This window comes from Nitrospiraceae bacterium (assembly GCA_019637075.1).
Classification (GTDB): domain Bacteria; phylum Nitrospirota; class Nitrospiria; order Nitrospirales; family Nitrospiraceae; genus JAHBWI01.
Genome location: JAHBWI010000005.1, coordinates 76,934 through 95,305, shown reverse-complemented (window position 1 = coordinate 95,305; position 18,372 = coordinate 76,934). Strand labels below are relative to the sequence as shown.

The window sequence follows — 18,372 nt, the reverse complement described above, 5'->3', positions numbered from 1 at the left end:
TCGCTCCGTTTACGGCCTCGATCATTCGTCCATTGACCGGCTCAGCAACGCATCACGTCTCGATATTCCCCATGAAACACATTGCGATTCTCGGTGCGGGTCCCGGCGGCTATGTCGCGGCGATCCGCGCCGCACAATTGGGCGCGCGAGTGACCGTGGTCGAAAACCAGGCGTTGGGCGGCGTGTGCCTCAATTGGGGGTGCATCCCCAGCAAGGCGCTGTTGTCCGTCGTCGAGTTGGGCGACAAGGCCAAGAAGGCTCGAGACTTCGGGATTACGCTCGAGGGATCGATCCGGTACGACCCGGCCGTAATGGTGGCTCGTAAGAACAAAGTGGTCGGCACCTTGGTCAAGGGCATCGGCACTCTCTTCAAAACCTGGAAGATTGAGCATGTCGAAGGCACAGGCGCGTTGCTGGACGCAAGGACAGTGCTGGTAAAGAAAGCCGATGGGACGGAAACCCGAATCTCAGCCGATGGTCTCATCATCGCCACAGGCTCCTCTTGGCCGAACTTGCCCCTGTTCCCGATCGACGGCGCGCAGATCATCACGAGCAAGCAGGCCTTGGACCTCCCGCGCATTCCCGCCAGCCTCCTCATCATCGGTGGGGGCGTGGAGGGGTGTGAGTTCGCGTCGCTTTACAGCGGGTTAGGTACGCAGGTCACGATCATCGAATTAATGCCCCGCCTCCTTCCGCTTGAGGACGAAGAAATCAGTCAGATGATGGAGCGGGAGCTCAAGAAGCGCGGCGTGGATGTCCGCACCGGGGTGACGGTGGAGGAAGTCGTCAGGCATCCCGAGGTCGTCACGGCCCATCTGCGGGATGGATTGTCGATCAATGCCGAGCAGTTCCTGGTCTCGGTCGGCCGGGGATTCAACTCTCACGGTATCGGCCTGGAGGTCGCAGGGGTTCAGGTCGGGTCACGGGGACAAATTCTCGTCAACGATCGCATGGAGACAAATGTGCCGGGCGTCTATGCCATCGGCGACGTGGTCGGCAAGGCCATGTTGGCCCATGTGGCTTCGGCCCAGGGCAAGGTCGCCGTTGAAAATCTGCTCGGCATGGAGAAAACCATCAACTATGACGTCATCCCGGCGGGGATTTTTACGTTACCTGAGATCGGACGAGTCGGATTGACCGAGCAGCAAGCGCAGGATCGTTGCGCGGCGGCCGGGCAGGATGCGCAAAAAGCGCTGAAGGTCGGCCGCTTCCGTTACGGGGGATTGGGCAAAGCCCAGGCGAGCGGTGATATCCAGGGCTTGGTGAAAGTCATCGCCGATGCGGCCACGGATCGGATTCTCGGCGTACATATTCTGGGTGCCCATGCGGCCGACCTGGTGCACGAGGCGGCACTGGCCATGCAGGTCGGGGCGACCGCGACGGCCGTCGGTGACATGATCCATGCACACCCGACGCTAGCTGAAGGACTTATGGAGGCCATGGAGGACGTCCATGGCCGGGCGGTACACTTGGCAAGAAAGGCTCCGTAGATGCTCCGGTCGCTCCTGATCAAGCTGAGCATGTTGGGAGTGACGCTGGGAGCGCTCATCTGGATTGGAACCACGACCCCGATACGGCAGGTGACCGAGCCCCCTCCGCGACCGGTATCTCAGCCTCCCGTTCGTTCGGCGCTTCCAGCTGCGATCCCGGCATCTCCCCCGGCGGTCGCACCGGGTCCAGAGGTCAAGGTCAAGCCGGATCGCGGCACAGAACAGGCTGAGACAGTCGCGAAGGCGAAGTCGGTTCAGGAACCGGCACAGACCGACGCTCCGGTTCGCCTCGCGGAATCACGTCGGGTTGATCTGAATCGGGCCAGCGTCACGGACCTTGAAGGACTGCCGGGGATCGGGCCGAAGCTGGCGCAGCGCGTCGTGGAGCATCGTACCTCACGCGGTCCGTTTCATAGCGTGGAAGAATTGCAGCAGGTCAAGGGCATCGGGCGTAAGAAGTTCGATCGTCTGCGGCCCTTCGTGCTGGTCACGAATACCAAAGTACCCTCTCGCCATTAAGGAACACTGTGACATCCCTCGCGCAACAACTCGACTTGATTCTTCGCGGCATCGTGGAAGTGATCCAGCAAACCGAACTCGAGACGAAACTTGCCCGCGCCATCAAGGAGCAGCGGCCATTGCGCATCAAGGCCGGCTTCGACCCTACGGCTCCGGATCTCCATCTGGGCCATACGGTCCTGATCCACAAGCTGAAGCATTTTCAGGATCTCGGCCATCAAGTGATCTTTCTAATCGGCGATTTCACCGGCATGATCGGGGATCCGACTGGTCGATCCGAGACCAGGGTCGCGCTGTCCAAAGAGAAGGTGCTCGAGAACGCCAAGACCTATGAGCGCCAGATTTTCAAGATCCTGGACCCGGCAAGGACCCAAGTCGAATTCAACAGTCGCTGGATGAGCCAGATGACGGCCGACGGGCTCATTCAATTGAGCGCCCATTACAACGTGGCCCGCATGCTGGAACGGGAAGATTTTCATAAGCGGTACACCGAGCAGCGGCCGATCAGCATCCATGAATTCATGTATCCGCTGATCCAAGGGTATGATTCGGTGGTGCTGAAGGCGGATGTGGAACTGGGCGGCACCGATCAGAAGTTTAACCTCCTGGTCGGTCGCGATCTCCAACGGGATTACGGGCAGGAAGCTCAGGTCGTAATCACAATGCCGCTGCTCGAGGGCACCGACGGGGTCCGCAAGATGAGCAAAAGCCTGGGCAACTACATCGCCCTTGAGGACCAACCGGACGACATGTTCGGCAAGGTCATGTCGATCAGCGATGCGTTGATGCACCGGTACTATGAATTGTTGACCACTGAAGATCTGGGGGCGGTCCGTGCGGCCCATCCGATGGAAGCCAAGCAATCGCTGGCCGAATTGATCGTGGCCCGTTACCACGGGGCCGAAGCCGGTCGCACGGCGCGCGCGGCGTTCCAACACAAATTCCAAGCCCGGGAATTTCCCGAGCAGCCGGATGCCCACGTGAAGTTGACCCCGGCCGATGTGAAAGATGCCGCCGCACCCGCCATCGGCCTCGTCGACTTGATAGCCAAAACCGGACTCGTGCCAAGCAAGAGCGAGGCGCGGCGCTTGATCGCGCAGGGTGGGGTGGAAATCGACGAACGAAAGATGACCGATGTGAACGGCACGGTCGCCTTGGAGTCCGGGAAGATTTTACGGATGCGGGTCGGCCGCCGGAAGTTCGCCGTGGCCGAGTACCGTGCGTGATTCCGCCGCGGTTACCTTGACTTAGCTGAACCGGCCAGCGTAGGATTCAACATCGCTTCGAGAGGGGCGGGCGTAGCTCAGTGGTAGAGTCCTTGCTTCCCAAGCAGTTCTAATCCTCCTACAAATTACGTGGCTAATCCGGGGAACCCGCTCTGAAAGCGGCATTGCCTCGCTCTCTCCGCCAAATTTCCTCGGTGGTACTAAGCTGTATTGAGGTGAGTTGTGTTGTCTGGCTGACACCGTAATGACACCAAATTCGTTGGCAGCCGAAGAAGACGCCACATCGTTTTCTCCGGTCTTGTTCACGCCTCAAAGGTGGATGGACTAGACTACTTGGCAAATCATAAGTTCCGTGGCGATTGTTTCTGCAGGGTAGCGGCATAAACCTGACGACTGAATCCTAGCTGTCACACTATAGTCCCGCCATATCAGATTAGCTTGGGAGGGAAGCCCTCCTTCCATGAAGAGCCTCCCTCTGGCGATTTACGGCTTTGGAATGTGATCAGCAATCCACTTCATGGCTTGTTGGGTTACCGTGAGGAGCGCTTCCAAATCGTTCAAACCGAACGACGTGCCATTTCTCCAGACACCCGATTGATCTCTGAACGGACGGGTGAACGTCGTGGAGAAAAACGGACCTTTCTCGCTCTGGTTCCGCCAGATCGTCGCCTTGATGTTGCCGCATCGCAGCGTGTGCATCGGTTTGTTGTTAGTAGTCATGGCGTTTCCTCCTTGGTTGAAATGAAGGTGGCTCTCACACAGGAGGCGGAGAGCCAGCGCACATTTCACGGAGGAAATACAAAGAATGAGCAAGATCCATTTGGATGGCTTAGCAGCATGAGTGACAGCCAAGCTGGCGCGATAGCTGCGCCACGAAGGTGGCCTTAAAAGAGTAGGTAGTCGAAAAGAAAAGTGGGGATTGGTTCATTCCCGTTTCAACCGCCGAAAAGCATCTACGGCAGCTTGAGCTTGTCCACCCAATATTTATTGACCAGGATTCTTCAATCAAGTGCCGCTGATCAAAAGTATCGACAAAAACACTGCCCGCGCTGACCTAGCCTGAACCGTATCGCTTCGCGCTAGGTCTAAGTAGCACTAGCAGTAGGGCCATAATTCATCTTGTGGTTTCGTTGGGCAACGTGTAGAAGCCTCCGCGGTACACTCCGAACGGAGGTGTTGATTGCGAGCAGCGCATCGACGGCGACTCCCCGCATTGGTACTCCATCGGCTGTCATTCGTCACGAGTCTCATCGTCAGCCTCACACTTTCTTTTCTCGATCCCTTTCAGACTAGCGTCCATTTGCTTTACGCGCAGCAGCCGTCTGCATCCGATGCCGTTCGTATTGTGACTGGCCAGGTCCTCTCGGCGCGCGACAAGAAACCGCTCAAGGATGTGCCGGTCTCGCTCGGCACGTTACGAACGCAGACGGATGAGCGCGGTGTGTATCGATTCAGCAACCCGCCTGCCGGAAACCAGCTCGTCATCGTGGAGCCGCAGTGGCTCTTGGCGAAACGGCAGAAACTCGCCGATGCGACCATGACCGGGGCCTGGCATGCGGACCCCGCGATGGTCGAGATTGCCGACAGCGGCCTCACCGAGGTCCCGGCTCCGATCTTTGTCATCGAGCCGACAAAGAAGAGTCATCGGCTGACGCCTGGGAAGGGGATGACGATTCAACCAGCCGAGGTCCCCGAGATGATTGTCACGATCCCCGAGGACACGACGATCCTGGGCCCGGACGGGACCCCGCAGACCGAAATGACCGTGACCCCATTGTCCCCGGATCGCGTGCCTCCGCTGCCGCCAGATGCCGCGCCGCGGACGGTCTATCTCTTCAGCTTCGACAACCCCGGTGGTGGGACCCCGTCGAAGCCAGTACCGGTGATCTATCCCAACGATCTCGGGGCCCCGCCGGGCACACGTCTGGATCTTTGGTACTACGATAAGACCGACAAGCCCGCCAGCCACTCCCATCAGTGGAAGAAGTACGGCGAAGGCACGGTTAGTCCCGACGGCAAGACCATCATCCCAGACCCCGGCGTGGGGCAGCCGAAGTTTTGTGTGAGTTACGCGACCTGGAAAGACTTCATTTACAAATTGCTGGGCTTTCTCTTCGCGGGCGATCCCGTCGATCCCTCGTCGGGCGTGCTGAACATTGAGAAAACGGACATAGGCCTGCCTGGCGTGTTACCGATCGCTATCATGCGGTCCTACCGGACCGAGGCCCAAGGCGTGGGATCGTTCGGGATGGGCGGGGAGTTCAACTATAACCTGTACATCTCCGGGATCGGCACGGCCGCGCTCTCGCTGCTGATGCCCAACGGGAACCGCTATACCTTCTCGCAAGAGGTCGACGGGTACTTCCGCAACCAGAACTACCCGTTCCTCAAAGGCGCCCGGGCCCAGGTCTTTCCCGACAGCCATGTGGAAATCCGCTGGAAGGACGGCATGACCTACGTGTTCGGCCAGCCGACCGGTGGCGCCGCCTGGCTGATGCAGCAGAAGGACCGGTACAACAATATGATTACTATCACGCGCAGCTCGCTCAATCAGCGCATCGACAGCATTGCCGACCAATATGGGCGGACCCTGAAATTCGGCTACACGACCACGGCGAACCAGGCGGGCTCGGCGCTGATTACCTCCATTACTGATCCGATGGGACGGACCGTCGGCTACAGTTACGATGCCCTGCACCGCTTGAGCACGATCACCGCCCCGGATGGCGGCGTCACCATCTACACCTACGACATAAACAATCGGCTGACCACGATCACGGACGCCCGAGGCATTACCTATCTGACGACACTCTATTATCCGAGTGGCTTGGTGGCCAAGCAGATCCTGGCCGACGGCGGGACCTATCGATTTGAATACACCTTAGCGGGCTCGACCATCACCCAAACCAAGGTCACCGACCCGCGCGGGAATCCGACGACGTATACCTTCAACAACTATCAGTTCGTGAGCCAGATCGATGCCCCGGGGCAGACCACGCAATTCCAGTTGCAGTCAAGCACGAACTACCTCACGCAGGTCACTGACGCGCTCGGCCGGACCACTGCCTATACCTACGACAGCAACGGCAACGTGGCCTCGATCACCGATCCGGAAAACAATACGACGGCCTTTGAATACGACACGACCTATAGTCGGCTCACCAAGATCACCGATGCAATGACCCCGGCGAATATCACCACGATCAGTTACCCCTCCCTCACCCAGACGACGATCACCGACCCGCTCGGCAAGGTCGCGACCATCGCTTATAACAGCCAAGGGCAGCCGACCAGCATCACCGATCCGCTGTCCCATGCGACGACCTTCGAATACGACGGCTTCGGCAACCTGAAGGCGACGGTCGATGCACTGAACAACCGCACAGAGCGGACCTACGATGCGATCTCGCGCTTGGTGGGGATCAAAGACCCACGCGGCTTCGTCACCACCTTTCGCTACGACAATGCCAACCGGGTGCGGCGGATCACAGATGCCAAAAATGGGACGACGCAGTTGGCCTATGATCTCAACGGCAATCTCCTCACCGTGACCGATGCCAAGAATCAGACTACGACGTATACGTACGATCCAATGGATCGGCTGGCCACCCGCAAGGACGCGCTGAACAGACAAGAATCTTACCAGTACGACATGGCCGGGAACCTCACGCAGTTCACGGACCGCAAGAATCAAACTACTACCTTTTCGTACGATGCGCTGAACCGCCGGACCGGCGCTACGTACCCCGATGCCATCGTGACCTTCGGCTATGACGCGATCAATCGATTGACCAGCGTGAATGATTCGGTTGGCGGGACCATCACTTGGACCTACGACACCGTGAGTGGAGGGCATCATCCACGCGTGTTGGAGACGACCACGCCAGGCACGGTGACGGTGGAATACGATGAAATCGGCCGGAGGTTCAAACTATCAGCGAGCGGCCTCACGGATACGACTTACAGCTATGACAACAATTCCCGCCTGACCGGCGTCACCCAAGGCAGCCAGACCGTCACGTTAGCCTACGACGATGCCGGGCGACGCACCTCACTCACGTATCCCAATGGCGTCGTCACCAGCTACGGCTACGACAATGCCAATCGCTTGTTGACGATCAACCACGTGAAGACGCCCACGACCATCGAAGCGTTGACCTACCAGTACGATCCGACAAGCAACCGAATCTCTTTGAACAGGGCCAATGCTGCTGCGTCGCTGATTCCTACGGCTGTCTCTTCCAACAGCTACGATGCGGCGAATGAACAGACCCAGTTCAACGGCGTGACGCAGACCTTCGATGCGAATGGAAATCTCACGAACGATGGCACGAACACCTATACGTGGGATGCGAGAAATCGTTTGACGGCGATCAGCGGTGGTGTGACGGCCAGTTTCGGGTATGATGGTCTCGGTCGGCGGAAAACGAAGACGATTAACGGTAACACGACGGGATTCTGGTATGACGGCAACGATATCTTAGCGGAACTGAGCGGCGGGACCCCCTCGGCCACGTACATTCGCGGGCTCAGCATCGATGAGCCCTACATACGCAAAGGAACCAGTGATGAGTTTTATCAGGTCGATGCCTTGGGGAGTGCTGTTGTCCTGACCAATGGTGCCGGATCTGGCCAGACCACCTATGGCTATCAACCGTTTGGGATGACCACACAGAGCGGCACGGCTAGTAGCAATCCATTTCAGTTCACGGGCCGTGAGAAGGACTCGACGAATCAATACTACTATCGAGCAAGATATTATGGACCATCTATCCTGCGGTTTTTCGGAGAGGATCCGTCCCGTGGTCGAACAAGTCTGAACTCGTTTTTCGCAGGTTTGGGTAGCTGGTTGAATAGTTACAGTTATGCAGCCAATAATCCAATCATTTATGCTGATCCGTTAGGAGACGCACCTCAGCCTACTCTTCCTGGGGTAGGCATAGAAGGGTGTAAATATTATGATGAGGTCGCTGGACGCTTCGGCTGTAATTACCACAGTTCTTCTGGTCGATTTTATTGTCAGCGGCCTCAGTTTAACCCTTGTTTCACGGGGTATGGTCCCTACTCCCCAGTAACAAGATTGGTACGTCAGTGTCTGATTGTCCAGGATAAGGAAGCCATGAATGACCCCAGTAGACAGGTGTGTCGAAAACGTCCGTGTCCGAAGCGATCAGCTATAGTGGCTTACCATAAGAAATGTTTCGCTCAGTATGGGATTAGCCCAAGTTGTTTCCCGGAAGGATTCCCATTTGCCAATGATGGTGAGGAGTAAGTGACCACAACCAATCTCAAGCTAGGTGGGCTCACGCTAATCCTGTTGGCTATTGGTACTTATCTTATTTTACTTCTCGTTGACTCCCAGTACGGAGGTAGTTACTTCTTTCTTTTCATGGCGATTGCAATTATCGGAGTGGGACTCAGCTTATTTTTGAGGAATGGTGAGGTAGTATTGCTGGTGCTGGGCTTAATTTTTTGGGCGCAAGGACTTAGCGTTCTGATTTCTTATTGGAGCCAAGGAGCAGATGCGCTCGATTTTCTAGTCGGCCTTTCAGTGCTTGGCATTCCTTTCGGAACGTTATGTATCTCTATTTTCCTGCTGTGGAGGTATCGTTCTGAGCGTTCGCGTGGTCTCGAAGTTACTCAATATGTGACATGTGTACTTATCCACATCGTGAATTTCTCTGTAGCGATGCTTCCACTATGGAGCCAACTCACGCGTTTTGCAGGTGCGCTCTTAGGAATTGTTTTCAGCCTGGTCAACTTCGCTCGGCTTGGCCGAGCCTGGGATCATGGAGTATCTATTCGGTGTGGGTATATTCTTGTATCAGCTGTGCTTTTATTACCTCTCGCCCATATCTCGGCAGATACTGGGAAATATTTGTATGATGAGGTTGGCCGACTTATTGGTGTGGCCGACAGCGCCGGCGTCACGGCGGTCTATAACTACGATACCGTGGGCAATCTCACGAGTATCGATCGCTTCACCCCACCCGGGAGCGGCATCGGAATCTATCTCGCGGCCCCAGGCAGTGGACCCGCCACGACGCAAGTGACGATCCAGGGTTATGGCTTCGTCCGACCCCAGCAAACAACACGGTCCAGTTTAATGGGACCGCTGCCACGGTGACGTCTGCCACTGCGAACACACTGGTCGTCACCGTACCCAGTGCGGCCACGACCGGTTCCATCACGGTGACCAACACGAACGGCACGGCGACCAGTCCACAATCGTTTACGGTTCCTGCCTTACCGGCCGTGACCAGCGTTGATCCGGTGACCGTTCCGCCAGGGGCTACCAGCGGAATACAGATCACCGGGACGAATCTCCTGAACGCCACGGCCGTGACGTTTACGCAAGCGGGGCTCACGGCTTCGATTCGAGAGGGCGGCACATCGACGACGCTGCCCATCAGCCTCACGGTGGCCTCCACGGTGCCGTCTGGGACCTATCCGTTTACGGTCACGAGCCCGGCCGGCACGCCCGGCGGCTCCTACACCACGGCCGATGTGACCTTACCCGGCGGGACGACCAACCCGGTCAGCGTCGTCACAGCGGAAACCAACACGCCGGTCCCAGGCAGCCCTGCGACCACGGTGTGGATGAAAGTGCTGCCGCAATTCGCCGCGCCCACCACGACGAGCACCACCACGCTCACGGGCACGTTCGCGAACTCGACCGCGACGAACTCTGTCACCCTGCCCAACGGCGCCATCAGGTCTTACAGGGGTATAGCGCCATGTTTTTACCGTGATCCGCTTACTGAAAATCCGGCGCCTGAGGCCTTGGTCCCATCGGCTGAATGAATGTGGTAAAGTGCCGACCCGATGCGGATCTTTGTTCTCGGGATTGGCGCCACCGGGTCACGACTCGTCACCCTGCTTCAACGCCAGGGTCATCAGGTCTCCTGCGGCGATCGCGATCCCGTGCGAGCGCGCCGATTCCTCGGCGAATCGTCGACGCTGTCCGTCGTGCCGGTCAATGCCCGCGACGTGTGGAGCATCGTCCGGGCGGCGCGCGGCAGCCACGTCCTGGTAAATTGTTGCCCCGCAGTCTTCAATAAGATCATCATGCGGGCGGCGCTGCGCTTACGCTGTCATTATCTGGATACGGCAGCACACCTCACCGGCCATCCATTTCGAGCGGAGCAACTCTCGTTTGACGATCGGTTTCGGCTCAAGCGTCGCCTGGCGCTGGTGACGGCGGGTGTGGCCCCTGGATTGACCAACCTGTTGATCGCGGCTGCGGCGGACCAGCTTGACCAGGTCGATGACGTGCAGGTGCGGCTCTACGAGCAGACCGACAGCGACGATCCGGTGTCGCAGTGGTCGGCGGAAGAATCGTTCGATGAAGCCACATCGGCTCCACGGGTGTATCGACGCGGAACCTTCGCGCTTGCCCCAAGGTTCGGCGATCGGGAATCGTTTCGATTCCCTCGGCCGATCGGCACGGTCGCCGTCATGCTGGCCGCGCAGGATGAAGTCGTCACGGTGCCGCATTTCATTGCCTTGCAGTCGATGGACGCGAAGATCGGCGGCCCCGACATGGACCAGCTCAGGCGGTGGTACCGTCAGGGCAAACTGCGTAAGTCGCGGGGATTGGTCGAGGCCAGATTTCCGCGCACGCCGACGCCCGGCACGGTGAAGCGATTGGTGGCGTATGGAGTCCTTCACAATGCCCGTTTTGCCGCGGCCGTGATCGTGCATGGGATTCGAGCGAGTCGCAGGACGCACATTCGCTACGATGTCGTCGTGCCGAGTCTGGCGTTGCTGAGACGACGCGGCATTCACTCCACCCCGATCGCCTGGTCGACCGCGCACATGACGGCGTTGTTCATCAAGCATCTGCCGAACCGATTGTCCGGGGCCTTCCCTCCGGAAGCGCTGCCGCCTGCGACCAGACGCGCAATCCTGACCGATGCGCGCCGTATCGGATTGCGAGTCACTCAGCGTAAAGCCCGCCCTACATCAGGTCGGTGACACGGTCCGAGAGGGCTGAGTCTGCCTCTCACGGATTCAACGTTCACTTGACTCTCACGCTCGTTCCCTGTAAACGACGATGTGAGAGCCTGCGCCGGTGACAAAGCCATTCGGCGCACGATGTAGCTGGATCACCTGGTTGAGAGGTTGAATGGCCACCAAGACGTCACTCAAGCCCACTGCTGCCGCGACTTCCGCTTCCCGTTCCGCATCCGACTCTCCATCCGAAGAAGCTCCACGTAAAAAAGCGCAAGACGCCGGCAAGGCTACACCTGCGGTCACGGCGGTGGAGATGGGCGCGCGCCAACGGGAAATTTCCGTTTCCGAGTTTTTTACCAAAAATCGCCATCTGCTCGGTTTCGACAATCCCCGCAAGGCGCTGCTGACCTGTGTCAAGGAAGCGGTGGACAACGCGTTGGACGCCTGCGAGGAAGCGGGCATTCTTCCGGAAGTCACCGTGCGTCTCGAGGTGGCGGCGAACGGAAACGAAGCGACGGCGCCGAGCCAGGCGACGCGGTTTCGCGTGACCGTCACCGATAACGGCCCCGGCATCGTTCGTCAACAGATCCCGCGCATCTTCGCCAAGTTGCTCTACGGCTCCAAGTTCCATCGTCTACGGATGAGCCGCGGCCAGCAGGGGATCGGCATTTCCGCCGCCGGCATGTATGCGCAACTGACCACCGGCAAGCCGGTGAAGATCATTTCGCGAACCGGGCCTCGCGCGACCGCTCATTATTTCGAAGTCCAAATCGACACCAAGAAGAACGAACCGCTCGTGCATGAAAACAAGCAGATCGAGTGGGTGCAGCCGCAAGGCACGGAGGTGTCGTTGGAAGTAGAGGGGCGGTACCAGAAGGGCCGCGCCTCGGTGGACGAGTGGTTGGAGCAGACCTCCATCGCGAATCCGCACGTGCACCTGATCTACCACACGCCGGAAGGGGAGACGAAGGACTACCCCCGCACCTACCACGAGCTGCCGCCCTCGCCGAAAGAAATCAAGCCGCATCCCTACGGCATCGAGTTCGGCGTGTTGCTGAAGATGCTGCAGGATACCAAGAGCCATACGGTGGCAGGATTTCTCGCGACCGACTTCTGCCGGGTCTCGCCGGCGTTGGCCGAAGAGATCTGCAGAGCGGCCAAGGTGTCGCCGAATGCCAAACCGCGCGAGGTCAAGAACCAAGCGGCCGAGATGCTCTACAAGACCATCCAGACCACCAAGATCATGGCGCCGCCGACGAATTGTATTTCGCCGATCGGAGAGCGCGCGATCCTGTCCGGCCTGTATAAACAGATCAAAGGCGAATTTTACACGGCTGTCAGCCGTCCACCGGCTGTCTACCGCGGTAATCCCTTCATCATTGAAGCGGGTCTCGCCTATGGCCGCCCGCCGGAGAATCAAGCGAAGCCCCAGCAACCGGCACGGCCGAAAGCGGAAGGGGAGGACGAAGAGGATGACGCCGAACTGGCCCGCGTCATCCGGTACGCCAATCGTGTGCCGTTGCTCTATCAACAATCCGCCTGTTCCACGTTCAAGGCGGTGCTGAGTACGACGTGGCGCCACTATGGTGTGAGCCAGTCGCGGGGCGCCTTGCCGGGCGGCCCGATGGTAATTTTCGTGCACATGGCGTCCGTCTGGGTGCCGTTCACGAGCGAGTCCAAGGAAGCGATCGCTGACTACGACGAGATTCAAAAAGAGATTACCTTGGCGCTGCGCGAAGCAGGGCGCCGGCTCGGCGTCTTCCTGCGACGGCGTGAGCGGGCCGCGAGCGAATTCCGCCGCCGAAACATTTTCGAACTCTACATCGAGGAAGTGGTCGATGCCTGCAATCGTTTGAAAGGCGGCACCCTCGATACGAACAAGTTGCGGGATCAATTGCAGAAGATTGCCAGCAGCCGGACGGGCGGCCTGAAGACCGACGAAGCCTTGGGGAAAACCGGGGCCGGACCGCAAGGTCTGCCGCATTCCATCATCGTGACGGCGGACGGCCTCGAGGGGGAAGTTGAGGCGGCCGGCGGACAAGTCCAGGCGGCACCGGCTCCCGAGGAGGTTCAGCCCAAGCCCGAGTCCGAAAAGCCCGGCAAGGCGACCGGCGCGAAGACGGCTGCGAAGGCGGCCAAAGGGAAGCCTGCGAAGGGCAAGGCCGCGCAGTTGAGGCTCTACGGCAGCGAGAGCGGTGGTGAGAAAACGGCGGGGAAGGTTGCCAAGAAGACGGCTCCGCGTGGCGCGGCGCGTCGGAAGCAATAGGACGACCGATGGCACAGACCAAAGACAAACGAGCCGGGGTAGTGGAGAAGAAGTTGATCGGGATGGCCGACGTGGTCATCAATGCGGCCCAACGGTCGAAGGACCCGACGTTCGCGATTCCGATCCGAGCCCTGTCGAACGTCTCGTTCAACCCTCGCAAGGGAATGATCGAGATGGGCGATAAGGAACAGGCCCGTACATTCTTCAACGTCGGGATGGCCAAGAAGTTCATGCAGACCATGTTGGTCGCCGATGCCTTGTCCGAACTGCAGCGGGCCGACCTCACGACCTCGCTCAGAGAGATCTATTACCGGACGAAACATACGATCCAGGATTCCCACGAAAACACCTTCGATACGCAGGACGAATCCGATCCGATCATCGAGGACCTCGAAGTGTCGCTTGCGGCGCTTCGTGAAGAGCTCCATGTCCGAGCGGAAAACGGCGGCAGCATCGTGGGCCCGGTGGTGTTCGGAGACGACGGAGACCGAGTGGATTGTGCCAAGCTCGGCAAGGGAGGCTACTCGGTGCCCTCCATCGTCGAACCGGAGTATCTGGAGATCCGCCGCTGCACGGCCGACTTCGTCCTCCTGGTCGAAAAGGGCACGCAGTGGAACCGCCTCTCGGAAGATAAGTTTTGGCGCCGCTACAATTGCGTGCTGCTCACCGGCAACGGCCAGCCGCCGCGCGGCGTGCGCCGGCTGGCAAGACGCCTGCACGAGGAGCACCGGCTGCCGGTCTATGTCTTGGTCGACAACGATCCCTGGGGATATTATATTTATTCGGTCGTGAAACAGGGGTCGATCAATCTGGCATTCGAGAGCCAGCGCATGGCGATCCCCAAGGCCAAGTTTATCGGACTCTCGAGCGCGGATCCGGAGCGGTACGAGCTGCCGCGCAACGTCGGCATCAAGCTGAACGAGAAGGACATCGCCCGCGCGAAGGAACTCCTGAACTACGAGTGGTTTCAGAAACCGGCCTGGCAGCAGGAGATCAAGCGGATGCTGGCCAGCGGGCTCAAGTATGAATTGGACGCGTTGGCCAACAAAGATTTCCAGTACCTGACCAAGAAGTACCTGCCGCGGAAGTTGAAAGAGAAGGATTGGCTCGACTGAGCGGCTTGAGACGTACCAGCAAGGTGTTCGAGATGGGATTCCGTGGCCAAGGAAACAGGACGCTCGCATTGACGGCCCTCTCGGCGCAGGCCGTGGGGGTGGCGTTGCTGCTGTGTTCCGGCATGGCCCAGGCTCAAAGTTCGTCCTCCCCCTCGTTGCCACAGACCCCGCCGGGGCAGAATCCTCCGTTACTTGGGACTTTGCCCGCACCGGCGAATTCCGCGACCATCACCTCGACCGCATCCGGTGCCAGTGCGCCGCAGGTTTCGACACTTCCATCCAGCCAAGGGAAGTCGTTCGGCAGCATCGGGGCCGGGCTGCCGGGTATGACCGGTGGTCCCGCCTTGAACCAACCCCTGGGATCTCAGGATCCCGCCTCCCGCTACATGCGCCCGCCCGTCATTCCCCCGTTGTTCTGCGATCCCGCGATCAACATTCCCTGCTGAACACAAGACTACCTCTCTGGGTTTCGCTGTAGAGCGTCGGCTTGGAGCCCATGCCCCAACCCTCGTCGCTCCGTTTCTTGTGCGTCATATTCTGTACGAATGGCCGTATTCGGTTCGCCTACATCCGGCGAGATGCGACCAGCGGAGTCAATGGAGACGCGGGCTGGAGGCTGCGGGGGCATTTGCAGCAGTCGGCAGGACTGTTCAGGACTACGTGGTGGAGGGGCGGAGGTAGTCGATCAGTCGATACAGGCGTCGGCGTTCCAATTCGGGCAGCGCCAGGAACTCCACACCGAACTCCCCAAGTTTGGTCCAGCGGACGGTCGCGGTGGGAATGCGAATCGGGGTGCCGAGATCTTGGCCTTCGATCAAGAGACTCAGGGGGACACCGGGAGGCACCGCGACCGTCGTCGCGACCGCACAGCCGCCGGTCGAGAGGTCGAAGAGGGTCCCTTGCTTCAGGCTGGTGGCTCCGGCGTGGGCAAAGATGACCTGCATGTTGACCGGAATCCGGCGCTGCTGGCGCAACTCAATCATCGGGGTCTCCTTGCAGCTGGAAAGGCACGAGGCCCGATAGCTGCCCCGCACATTCAGTCTATCAAACGATTCAGTTCCGTGAAACAATCGACCCGAAACATCGTCATCGGCTGCTCCTGTTTCCTCAAGGTCTTCTGTCAACGGAACGATCGGTTGCTCGTTGAGGTGATCAGTCCCCACTGGATATCGCTGAGGCATTCCCATGCCGCTCTCCTTCGATGAGGCCCGCCATCTCCTGTCCCGCACGGGATTCGGCGCCACGCCTGATGAGATCCGCCGGCTCATGCCGCTCGATCGGGCGGCGGCCGTGGCCCACATCCTGGCCGTCCCTTCCACGAAGGCGCACACACCGCCACCGACTTGGATCCACCGATTGCCGCCCTTGCCGAGGGATCGCAAGTACTGGAGCGAGATGGACAAGCGGGCCTTCCGCGAGGAACGAAAACTGGAGGGGTTGGAGCTGAAGGGCTGGTGGTATCGGGAGCTACGGGCGACCAAGAGCCCCATCCTCGAGCGGATGACGCTCTTCTGGCACAACCACTTCACCTCCAGCCTCCACAAGGTCAAGTGGCCGGGATTTCTGTATTGGCAAAATGTTCTGCTTCGCCTCCATGCCCTCGGCTCCTTCGGCGACATGCTGAAGGCCATTGCGAAGAATCCCGCGATGGTTCTCTACCTCGACACGCAGACCAATCGCAAAGACCATCCGAACGAGAATTTCTCCAGGGAACTGTTCGAATTGTTCACGTTGGGCGAAGGACACTATACCGAACGGGATATCAAAGAAGCGGCGCGCGCGTTCAGTGGGTGGCATGTCGACCATCGAACCGGGGCGTTCCGTGTGGATCCGATCCAGCACGACGACGGAAGGAAACTCGTCTTCGGCAAGAGCGGAGCCTTCGAGGGAGACGACATTTTGGCCCTGACGTTGGACGATCCTCAGACGGCTCGGCATCTCGTGGTGAAACTCTGGCGGGAGTTTGTGTCGGAGGAACCGGCGGCGGCTGAGGTCGAACGGCTGGCGACCCTGTTCACGCAAGAGCGGTACGAGATTACGCCGGTCCTGCGCGCCATCTTTTTGAACGAGCGGTTTTGGATTCCTGAAGAACGGGGCGCGATGATCAAGTCCCCGGTGGAGTTGATGGTCGGGACCGCGAAATTGTTTGGGTTGCCGGACGATGATCCACTCCCGTTCATCCGATACGGCCGCAGGCTCGGCCAGGATCTGTTCGACCCCCCCAACGTCAAGGGTTGGCCTGGCGGGGCTAGATGGATCACGGCGACGACGTTGTTGGTCCGAACTCAATTGCTACACCGAAGCATCCGAGGGCATGAACTTGGCCATCCGATGACGATGGGTGAACTGGGGCATGGCATCGGCAGTACCTGGCAAGCGGTTGAGCCGATCGACGTCGTGCAGGCCACGTTACTGCCGCTGCCACCGGTCTCTCCGCTTTCTGCCGACGAGGAGCGGGCGCAGTCCGTGGTTCACCTGGTCACGGATCCCGTCTATCAACTGAAATGAGGACCAGCATGCGAGAAGGAGTGAGCCGCCGCGAAATCCTCCGTAGCGCCGCCGCGATCCCATGGCTGCTACTGTCTCCGTCTTGGTTTCAACGACTCTGGGCCGCGCAGGGGGACGGCCACGCTCCGGCCGGATCGCCATATCAGCGTGTGTTGCTCCTCGTCGAGCTGCACGGTGGAAACGATGGGCTCAATACGGTGGTGCCGTATGCCGATGGCGCGTACTATCGTGCTCGTCCGAAATTGGCCATCCCTCGCGAGCAGGTCCGCCAATTGTCGCCGAGCCTGGGGCTTCATCCTGCGCTCACGCCGCTCATGCCGATGTGGGAGGCGAACGAATGCGCGATTGTGGCGGGCGTCGGCTACCCTAAGCCCAACCGGTCTCACTTTCGTTCGATCGAAATCTGGGACACCGCGTCGGATAGTGATCAAGTTTTGGATGAAGGGTGGTTGGCCAGGCTGTTCGAGCGGGCTTCCGTACCGGCCGATTTTGCGGCAGATGGAATACTGTTGGGCAAGGGAGACGGGGGACCGTTGGCCGGCGGTCATGCCCGCGCGATTGCATTGCGCGAGCCCGAAGAATTCCTGACTCAAGCGGCAATGGTTCATCCGGTCGCCTCGGTCGGTGGGAATCGAGCGTTGGCCCATATCCTGGAGGTCCAGCGCGAGATTTCCCATGCGGTCGGTGATCTGCGGGTGAGAATGAAGCAGGTGCCCGATCTCGATGTCGACTTTCCCGTCACCAACATCGGACGACAACTGCAGGTGGCGGCGCAGCTGATCGCCGCGCGCGTGCCGGTGGCGGTGATCAAGGTGACCCACGGGGGATTCGATACCCATGCCGGACAACGTCCCACCCACCAGCGGTTGCTGGAAGAGCTGGCGCAGGGATTGGCGATGTTTCGCCAGGCAGCGGTCCGGCAGGGGCGGTGGCAGGATCTGCTGATCATGACCTATTCGGAGTTCGGCCGCCGAGTGGGGGAGAATGCCAGCGCCGGAACGGACCATGGCACCGCAGCGCCGCACTTCCTCATTGGGGGGCGGGTCAAGGGAGGGCTCTATGGGGCGCAGCCCTCTCTCAGCGATCTTCAGGATGGAGACCTCAAACATAGGATTGACTATCGCAGCCTCTATGCGACCGTCGTCGAGCGATGGTGGCGTATCAGTGATCCGATGTTCGTTGCCGGGCGATACCCGAGCCTGGATTGCGTGAAGCCGTGATCAACTCATGCGAGGTTGGGCAAGTCCTTCCGCATTCTGCCTCAAGCTCAGGGTTATTCCCGAATGTGCCGG

At 59.4% G+C, this 18,372-nt stretch carries 13 protein-coding genes and 1 pseudogene; 12 read left to right on the top strand and 2 right to left on the bottom strand.

Annotated elements, in window-relative coordinates:
* Positions 1-71 precede the first annotated feature (71 nt).
* From lpdA to KF814_14170, 3 genes are read left to right on the top strand one after another with little or no spacing between them, the layout of a single operon-like run.
* Positions 72-1,490 carry a dihydrolipoyl dehydrogenase gene (lpdA, locus tag KF814_14180; protein ID MBX3237291.1) on the top strand — a complete coding sequence of 473 codons (1,419 nt, stop codon included), beginning with the start codon at positions 72-74 and terminating at the stop codon, positions 1,488-1,490.
* On the top strand, positions 1,491-2,009 hold the full coding sequence (locus KF814_14175; GenBank protein MBX3237290.1) for a helix-hairpin-helix domain-containing protein: 519 nt from the start codon (positions 1,491-1,493) through the stop codon (positions 2,007-2,009). It begins immediately after the preceding gene.
* 8 nt (positions 2,010-2,017) lie between these two features.
* Positions 2,018-3,235, top strand: a complete 1,218-nt coding sequence (locus KF814_14170) for a tyrosine--tRNA ligase (protein MBX3237289.1) — start codon at positions 2,018-2,020, stop codon at positions 3,233-3,235.
* A gap of 483 nt (positions 3,236-3,718) precedes the next feature.
* On the opposite strand, the gene KF814_14165 is transcribed toward KF814_14170, so the two are convergent.
* Positions 3,719-3,955: a hypothetical protein gene (locus KF814_14165; GenBank protein MBX3237288.1), complete on the bottom strand. Its 237-nt coding sequence runs from the start codon at positions 3,953-3,955 to the stop codon at positions 3,719-3,721.
* A 460-nt stretch (positions 3,956-4,415) separates the two neighbouring features.
* Here KF814_14165 and KF814_14160 point away from each other — a divergent pair, with 460 nt between their 5' ends.
* The 7 genes and pseudogenes from KF814_14160 to KF814_14130 all read left to right on the top strand — a co-directional run bounded on the left by KF814_14160 (position 4,416) and on the right by KF814_14130 (position 15,018).
* On the top strand, positions 4,416-8,507 hold the full coding sequence (locus tag KF814_14160) for a hypothetical protein (protein MBX3237287.1): 4,092 nt from the start codon (positions 4,416-4,418) through the stop codon (positions 8,505-8,507).
* On the top strand, positions 8,508-9,362 hold the full coding sequence (locus KF814_14155) for an RHS repeat protein (GenBank protein ID MBX3237286.1): 855 nt from the start codon (positions 8,508-8,510) through the stop codon (positions 9,360-9,362). It begins immediately after the preceding gene.
* On the top strand, positions 9,359-10,039 hold the full coding sequence (locus KF814_14150) for a hypothetical protein (GenBank protein ID MBX3237285.1): 681 nt from the start codon (positions 9,359-9,361) through the stop codon (positions 10,037-10,039). The genes KF814_14155 and KF814_14150 overlap by 4 nt, the downstream gene beginning before the upstream one ends.
* A 21-nt stretch (positions 10,040-10,060) precedes the next feature.
* Positions 10,061-11,212 carry a saccharopine dehydrogenase NADP-binding domain-containing protein gene (locus KF814_14145; GenBank protein ID MBX3237284.1) on the top strand — a complete coding sequence of 384 codons (1,152 nt, stop codon included), beginning with the start codon at positions 10,061-10,063 and terminating at the stop codon, positions 11,210-11,212.
* Positions 11,213-11,504: 292 nt separating this feature from the next.
* Positions 11,505-13,211: pseudogene (locus tag KF814_14140) on the top strand (DNA topoisomerase VI subunit B).
* A gap of 254 nt (positions 13,212-13,465) precedes the next feature.
* Entirely contained in the window at positions 13,466-14,572 is a 1,107-nt protein-coding gene (locus KF814_14135) for a DNA topoisomerase IV subunit A (protein MBX3237283.1), read from the top strand.
* Positions 14,573-14,604: 32 nt separating this feature from the next.
* Positions 14,605-15,018 carry a hypothetical protein gene (locus tag KF814_14130; GenBank protein ID MBX3237282.1) on the top strand — a complete coding sequence of 138 codons (414 nt, stop codon included), beginning with the start codon at positions 14,605-14,607 and terminating at the stop codon, positions 15,016-15,018.
* Positions 15,019-15,228: 210 nt separating this feature from the next.
* Here KF814_14130 and KF814_14125 read toward each other — a convergent pair whose 3' ends face one another.
* A complete protein-coding gene (locus KF814_14125; GenBank protein ID MBX3237281.1) occupies positions 15,229-15,555 on the bottom strand; it encodes a PilZ domain-containing protein in 327 nt (108 codons plus the stop codon).
* A gap of 202 nt (positions 15,556-15,757) precedes the next feature.
* Here KF814_14125 and KF814_14120 point away from each other — a divergent pair, with 202 nt between their 5' ends.
* Both KF814_14120 and KF814_14115 read left to right on the top strand, forming a co-directional pair.
* Positions 15,758-17,080, top strand: a complete 1,323-nt coding sequence (locus tag KF814_14120; protein ID MBX3237280.1) for a DUF1800 domain-containing protein — start codon at positions 15,758-15,760, stop codon at positions 17,078-17,080.
* A gap of 8 nt (positions 17,081-17,088) precedes the next feature.
* Positions 17,089-18,300 carry a DUF1501 domain-containing protein gene (locus KF814_14115; GenBank protein MBX3237279.1) on the top strand — a complete coding sequence of 404 codons (1,212 nt, stop codon included), beginning with the start codon at positions 17,089-17,091 and terminating at the stop codon, positions 18,298-18,300.
* Positions 18,301-18,372 lie beyond the last annotated feature (72 nt).